General features: G+C 67.0%; 5 protein-coding genes and 1 pseudogene. 4 read left to right on the forward strand and 2 right to left on the reverse strand.

All coding sequences use genetic code 11. The annotated features are described in order from the left end of the window. Nucleotides 1–605 (forward strand): L-serine ammonia-lyase, iron-sulfur-dependent, subunit alpha (locus Q0480_RS11280; RefSeq protein WP_299132990.1); only part of this gene is annotated, 605 nt, incomplete at its 5' end. 1 nt (nucleotide 606) lies between these two features. After that, nucleotides 607–1,464 (forward strand): formyltetrahydrofolate deformylase, encoded by an 858-nt coding sequence (purU, locus tag Q0480_RS11285; protein ID WP_299132991.1) that lies wholly within the window; start codon nucleotides 607–609, stop codon nucleotides 1,462–1,464. 106 nt (nucleotides 1,465–1,570) lie between these two features. Here purU and Q0480_RS11290 read toward each other — a convergent pair. Next, nucleotides 1,571–1,654, reverse strand: a pseudogene (locus tag Q0480_RS11290) (3-keto-5-aminohexanoate cleavage protein); the annotation flags it as partial. A 182-nt stretch (nucleotides 1,655–1,836) separates the two neighbouring features. On the opposite strand from Q0480_RS11290, the gene Q0480_RS11295 reads away from it, so the two are divergent. Together Q0480_RS11295 and Q0480_RS11300 are read left to right on the forward strand one after the other, a co-directional pair. Beyond that, nucleotides 1,837–2,277, forward strand: coding sequence for a cyclase family protein (locus tag Q0480_RS11295; protein ID WP_299132996.1), 441 nt, complete (start codon nucleotides 1,837–1,839; stop codon nucleotides 2,275–2,277). Next, entirely contained in the window at nucleotides 2,264–3,031 is a 768-nt protein-coding gene (locus tag Q0480_RS11300) for an SDR family NAD(P)-dependent oxidoreductase (protein WP_299132993.1), read from the forward strand. The genes Q0480_RS11295 and Q0480_RS11300 overlap by 14 nt, the downstream gene beginning before the upstream one ends. Here the strand turns inward: Q0480_RS11300 and Q0480_RS11305 are convergent. Further along, on the reverse strand, nucleotides 3,028–4,531 hold a 1,504-nt coding region (locus tag Q0480_RS11305), incomplete at its 5' end, for a type IV secretory system conjugative DNA transfer family protein (RefSeq protein ID WP_299132995.1). The genes Q0480_RS11300 and Q0480_RS11305 overlap by 4 nt on opposite strands.

Here is a 4,531-nt window from a genome sequence, read left to right on the forward strand (position 1 = left end):
TCGCCCAGCCGCATACCGTCAACGACTGGCTCTCGGTCTACGCCATGGCGGTCAACGAGGAGAACGCCGCCGGCGGCCAGGTCGTCACCGCGCCGACCAACGGCGCCGCCGGCGTGGTCCCCGCGGTGCTCCGCTACTACCGCGACCACTGCGTCGGCGCGACCCACCGGGGCATCCGCGACTTCCTGCTGACCGCCGCCGCGGTCGGCGGCATCATCAAGACCAACGCCTCGATCTCGGGCGCCGAGGTCGGCTGCCAGGGCGAGGTCGGCTCCGCCGCGGCGATGGCCGCCGCCGGCCTCTGCGCCGCGCTCGGCGGCTCGAACGCCCAGGTCGAGAACGCCGCCGAGATCGCGCTCGAGCACCACCTCGGCATGACCTGCGATCCCATCCGCGGCCTGGTCCAGGTCCCCTGCATCGAGCGCAACGGCCTCGGCGCCATCAAGGCCGTCGCCGCCGCCTCGCTCGCGCTCCGCGGCGACGGCGTCCATATCGTTCCCCTCGATGCCTGCATCGAGACCATGCGCCAGACCGGCCGCGACATGAGCGTCAAGTACAAGGAAACCTCGACCGGCGGCCTCGCCGTCAACCTCCCGGAGTGCTGACATGGCGGAATCCTCGTTCGTCCTGACCCTGACCAGCGAACCGCTGCCCGGAATTATCGCCGCCGTCTCGACGGCCGTCGCCGACCTGGGCGGCAACATCGCCGAGACCAATCAGCATTGGGACCGCCCGGCCAACCGCTTCTTCCTCCGCCTCGCCTTCGTCGGCCCCGACGAGCTGACCGTGCCGGCCGTCGAGCGGGCGCTCGCACCCGCCATCGACCGCCTCGGTCTCGAGCTCAGGGTCACCGACGCCACGCGCCCGCCGAAGATCGTCGCGATGGTGTCGAAATTCGACCACGCGCTCCTGCACCTGCTCTACCAGATCCGCGTCGGGTGGCTCCGCGCCGAAGTGGTCGCGATCGTCTCGAACCACGCGGACGCGCGCCGGATCGCCGACCACGAGGGAATCCGCTTCGTTCATTTACCGGTGACGCCGGAGACGAAGCCCGAACGCGAGGCCGCGCTGCTCGCTCTCGTCGACGAGACCGGCGCCGAGCTCGTCGTCCTCGCCCGCTACATGCAGGTCCTCTCCGACGACCTCACTCGCGAGCTCTCCGGCAGGGCAATCAACATCCACCACTCGTTCCTCCCGGCCTTCAAAGGCGCCAACCCCTACAAGCAGGCCTACCAGCGCGGCGTGAAGCTGATCGGTGCCACCAGCCACTACGTCACCGCCGACCTCGACGAAGGTCCGATCATCGAACAGGACGTCGCCAGGATCAGCCACGCGGACTCGGCCGACGACCTCGTCGCCATTGGCCGCGACACCGAGTCGCGCGTGCTCGCTCGCGCGATAAAGAGCCATCTTGAGCGCCGCGTTTTCTTATGTGGGCACCGAACTGTGGTATTCGCAAAGTAGGAGTTTCCCAATATAAATTATTCTTTTTGTATTAAAACATCTTGCGCTGCGGTCTATGCCACCTGAGTAAACTAGCGAGTAATATTATTCCACGCCTAAACACAAACGAAGCCATGTCGGGGCGCAGACTCAGCATGCCGCCGCGCTCTCGGCCCGCACCGGAGCGACCGCCGGTGGAGAACTGGACGATCGCCTCGGGGAGTCACGCGCAGGCGCGCTGCCCGGGCTGATCATCGACGGCCCCTTCGGCGAAGGGCCTCGCCGGTCGCCGGCCGCGCCGACCTCATCCTCTTCCCCAACCTCGAGGCCGGCAACGCCACCCTCAAGTCGTGGAAGCTGCACGACGACGGTTACGCGATCACGCCCGCGGATCTGGACGCCTGCGCCGCCGCGCAGGGCGTCGAGGTTCGCAAGGGCGATTTCGTCCTGGTTCGCACCGGCCATCAGGAGCGCTGCCTTGCCGCGGGCAGCTGGGAAGGCTACGCGGGCGGCGACGCCCCGGGCATGGGCTTCGACACCTGCTTCTGGCTGCGCGACAAGGATGTCGCCGGCATCCGCACCGACACCTGGGGCTGCGAGGTTCGCCCGAACCAGACCGACGAGGCCAACCAGCCCTGGCACTGGGTGGTGATCCCCGCCATGGGCATCGCCATGGGCGAGATCTTCTACCTGAAGGAGCTGGCCGAGGATTGCGCGGCGGACAAGGTCTATGAGTTCTTCTTCCTTGCCCCCCCCGCTGCATCTGCCCGGCGGCGCCGGATCGCCGATCAATCCGCAGGCTGTCAAGTGAAGGCTGGTCATGTCGGGTTTTGATATCCAGCAGAAGCTTTCGCTTGCCGGTCGCCGCGCCTTGGTGACCGGCGGCGGGCGCGGCCTCGGCCGCTCGATCGCCGAAGGTCTGGCAGTGATGGGCGCGGAGGTCACGCTCTGCGCCCGCACCGAAAGCGAGATCGCCGAGGGCGCGGCCGAAATCCGGGCGAGAGGCTTCAAGGCTACGCATCTCGTGGCGGATGTCACGGACGTGGCGGGCTTCGCCGCCATCATCGCTGATCTGCCGGCCTTCGACATCTTCGTGAACAATGCCGGGACCAACCGTCCGAAGCCGCTCTCGGACGTGACCGAGCAGGATTACGATGCAGTCCTGGGGCTGAATCTGCGTGCGGCGGTTTTTGCCGCCAAGGCGGTCAGCGGGGCGATGATGAAGGCAGGGATCGCCGGGTCGATCATCAATATGTCCTCCCAGATGGGGCACGTAGGGGCAGCGAACCGCACGATCTACTGCGCGTCGAAATGGGCGCTGGAGGGCTTTACCAAATCGCTTGCGGTCGAGCTCGGACCCAAAGGGATCCGTGTGAATACCGTGGGGCCGACATTCATCGAGACCCCGATGACCGCGCCCTTCCTGGAAGACCCCGCAGCGCGGCAAGCGATCCTGTCGAAGATCAAGCTCGGCCGTCTGGGAACGCCGGGCGACGTGGTGGGGGCGGTGGTTTTCCTGTCATCCGACGCAGCGGCTTTGGTTACCGGCAGCGCCGTGGTCGTCGATGGCGGGTGGAGCGCCGACTAGTCGACGTTTACCCCAACCTCACTGGGTTGTCGTTCCTGCTGACGGTAGGCAACAACGGCGCTCCTGAGATCGCCCAGCCTTCCGTTGATGATGCCAAGCTTGGCGGCTGGCTTCTCTCCAGTGGGCTCTACGGGCTGCTCCGCGGCTGCATAGGCAGCCAAGGCCGAATGAGTTTCGACCTGCACCGCGGGCTCGCGTGCGTCCGTGCTCCGTTCGTCCGTTTTTGCGCCTGGCAACGGCGTCTCAGGCATGCTTGCGGGCTCCTCGAAAGGCGCGCTGGTCCCCTGACCCTCGAGCAGCGCGTTCAGCGCTCGATCCTCGAAGTAACGTGCCTTGGACAACCGGACCGGATTCTGGTCTCGCATCAGCGCGATCGCGGCATCGGGCCCGAGCATCCGGATCTGCTCCGGCCTGACCAGCCTGATGCCCTCCTGCCGCTCTTGGATCGACGCCGCATCCCATCCCCGCTGCCGCCAGGACTTCACCCAAACCAGCCGCGTCTGATCGCCGATCGCCTCGGAAATGTACCGCGGCGTGTCCGCGTCGGTCGGCGCCATGAAGAGCTGCAGCTCGCAGTTGCCCAAGAAGTTCGCTGCGCCGTCGGCACCGTAGACCTCCCGCAGGTTGGCGAGCGACTGGATGATCAGCATCAGATGCGCGCCCGAGGAGCGGACAGTGGTGATCGCCCGCCCCATCTCCTGCATCCGCCCGAGCGAGACGAACTCGTCGAGCAGGAAGAGCACGTCGAAGCGGTCCTCTTCGGTCCGGTCGGTCTCCTGCAGCAGGGTGAACATCTGCTGGAACATCAGCCGGATCAGCGGCGACAAGACGCCGAGGTCCTTCTGGCTGACGCAGAGGAAGACGCTCGCCGGGTCAGATCGGAAGTCGGTGATCCAGAAATCCGTCGCCGCGGTCGCATCCCGCACGTCCGGATCGGCCCAGAGCCGCAGGCCGCCATCGAAGAGCACCGACATGTAGCTGCCGAGCACCTTCTCCGGCTGGCCGGCGAAGCGGTTGAACACCGACCGCGCCTCCCCGGACTTCGTAGTCGCCGCGAGACCTTCGAGCAGCTGCCCTGGTGCGCCCGCTTCGGTCAGCAGATCATAGACAGCGGCGATCGTCGGCGTGCCGCGCTCGTGCGCGACGACAGCCGTCGCCGCGAAGATCTCGCGGGCGCCGTCGACCCAGGACTCGGTCCCCTTGCCCTTCGCCTCGACCAGGCTGTTGGCGAGCCGCAGCGCCTCGGAGAAGCGCCGCCGCTCCGGCGCCGCCGCCACCTCGTCGAACGGGTTGTAGCGGTGGCTCCGCCGATCCTTCGCATAGGGGGCGAACTTGAACACCCGGTCGCCGAGGTCGTGCCGCCGGCCCGCAGTCTTTTCGTAGTTCTCGCCCTTTACGTCGAGAACCACGGTCGACCCAGGATAAGTCAGCAGCGTCGGGATGACGACGCCGACCCCCTTCCCTGCCCCGGTCGGCGCCGCCACCAGCGAATGCACGATC

This window comes from uncultured Amaricoccus sp. (assembly GCF_937891315.1).
Taxonomy (GTDB): domain Bacteria; phylum Pseudomonadota; class Alphaproteobacteria; order Rhodobacterales; family Rhodobacteraceae; genus Amaricoccus.